We start from the raw sequence: 2,322 nt of genomic DNA, 5'->3' as shown, positions 1-2,322 counted from the left end.
TCTGTCATCTACCCACAAATAATCCTGGACAACAGCGATTAAGCATGGCAAGGTGTTTCTGCCATGCAGAGCATCCTCGAACGTTTCGACGCATTATCTCTTCAGTTCATTGACGAGGCCATCGCCTCGGATCCCGAACTGACCCGTACCCACCTGGCCAGGCTGGTGTGCGAGCAACTGGACTGGCGGTCGCCCAACGGCAACTACCAGATAACGGCTTGCGCCAACGGTCTGCGCCGACTGGAGAAACTGGGCTATCTGCAGCTGCCGGAACCGCGGTGGACACCGCTGAACAATCAGGCTTCCGGCCAGAGGCTCCAACCCTTTCAACGTCCACCGCTGGCCTGTTCGTTGGCGGAATTGGGCGATATACACCTGCGCATGGTCAATGGCGACCGGGGCGGGTTGATATTGTGGCGCTGGCTGATGGACAGCTGGCACCCGTTGCGCGCCGGCCATTTGTGCGGTGCGCAGATTCGTTATCTGGTGGAAAGCGCTGGGGGCGAGCTGCTGGGGGCGCTGTCGTTTTCCAGCGCGGCCTGGCGGTTGGCGGCTCGTGACCAGTGGATCGGCTGGTCGGACGCAACCCGGGCCGACAACCTGCACCTGATCGTCAACAACAGCCGTTTTCTGATTCTGCCCCAGGTCACCGTCCCTCATCTGGCCTCGAAAGTGCTCGGTTTGGCCCGGCGACAACTTGTTCAGGATTGGGAAATCAAGTATGCTGTCAAGCCGGTTCTGCTGGAGACCTTTGTCGATCCTGCGATGTACCGCGGCACCTGTTACCGGGCCACTAACTGGATCCCGGTCGGCAGGACCACCGGTCGGGGGCGGCAGGACGACGGTGACCTGAGCCGGCCCAAGGATATCTACCTGCTGCCGCTGCACAAGAATTTTCGCCAGATCCTCGGCGGCCAGGAACCCCTGCCACCGGAAGACTGGCGTGTCGAGGAGTTCGGACGCTCGGAGCTGGGCGATAAACGCCTGCAGGATCGTCTTTTTCATCTGGCGCGGGATTTTTTCGCCAACCCCCAGGCCAGCATCCCGGCTGCCTGCCGGACCAAGGCAGCGGTCAAGGCGGCGTATCGTTTTTTCAAACACCCGGCGGTGACCATGGACAGTATCCTGCAAGGGCATTACGCGGCAACCGCGGACCGCATGGGACAACATCGCGGCGTGGTCCTGGCGGTGCAGGATACCACCACGCTCAACTACCACGCGCATCCCGCCACCGAGGGCCTGGGCCCCATCGATGCCAAGGGCACCCGTGGCCTGATGGTGCATGACACCATGGCGTTTACCGCCGAAGGGATCCCCCTGGGCCTGATCGATGTCCAATACTGGGCCAGGAAAGAAAAAAAGGGCAAAAACCCGGTGGCCGAAAGCCAGAAATGGCTGCAAAGCTTTGAGGCCACGGCCCAACGGACCAAGACCTCCGCCAAACAGTGTATCGTCAGTGTCGGAGACCGGGAAGCTGACTTTTACGAACTGTTTGCCCGCGTTACCCCCGAGAGCCCTCAGTTGCTGGTGCGGGCCATGCATCAGCGCAAACTCATTGATGAAGACACCACGATCTGGGGGCACATGGAGCAATTGCCCCTGGCCGGCATGCTTGACGTGCATATACCGCCCCGAGGCGGACGAAAAGCCCGGACAGCCAACCTTGAAGTCCGTTTCGATCAGATCGGTTTGCGGCCGCCGGTCAAGCGCCGGGATCTGCCGCCGATCCAATTGTGGGCGGTTCTGGCCAGTGAAAAGAATCCGCCTGCCGGTGTCAAACCCCTGGAATGGATGCTGCTCACCACCGTCCCGGCGCGGACCTTTGCCGATGCCTGCGAGCGTATTGCCTGGTACACCAAACGGTGGGGCATCGAGATCTTTCATCGGACGCTCAAGGATGGCGGCTGCAAGATCGAAGACCGGCAGCTGGGAACCGGAGACCGCCTGGCCACGTGTCTGGCGCTGGACATGGTGGTTGCCTGGCGCTTGTATTATATAACCAAGATCGGCAAGGAAACACCCGACCTGCCTTGTACAGCCTTCCTCGAGGAAGAGGAATGGAGGGCGCTGGTCGCCTTCAGCACAGGTAACCAGACCCCCAAGGCCCCACCGACCACGCTGGAGGCCATCCTGATGATTGCCCAGCTCGGTGGCTATCAACCCCGTAAAGGTAAATCGCCCGGCAACACCACGATCTGCCGGGGCATTATCGCCCTGCACTGGATCTTGGTGGCATGGTTGCTGTTCAAACAGAGTCACCCTCCTCCGTAGTAGCTGTTGAATAGTGTATTGACCCCAGGGCTATTTGTGGGGAGTTGACAG

The 2,322-nt window shown here is 60.4% G+C and carries 1 protein-coding gene; it reads left to right on the top strand.

Annotated features, from left to right (window positions below; translation table 11 throughout):
* Positions 1–63: 63 nt before the first annotated feature.
* Positions 64–2,271, top strand: coding sequence for an IS4 family transposase (locus JWG43_RS17375; RefSeq protein WP_205244212.1), 2,208 nt, complete (start codon positions 64–66; stop codon positions 2,269–2,271).
* Positions 2,272–2,322: the final 51 nt, after the last annotated feature.

Source organism: Desulfobulbus alkaliphilus (assembly GCF_016918545.1).
GTDB classification, from domain to species: Bacteria; Desulfobacterota; Desulfobulbia; order Desulfobulbales; family Desulfobulbaceae; genus Desulfobulbus; species Desulfobulbus alkaliphilus.
This window is presented reverse-complemented; position numbering and strand designations above follow the sequence as displayed.

Bases quoted from the DNA above. Each gene is read 5' to 3' on its own strand.
- JWG43_RS17375 (WP_205244212.1), top strand. From the start codon at position 64: ATGCAGAGCATCCTCGAACGTTTCGACGCATTATCTCTTCAGTTCATT.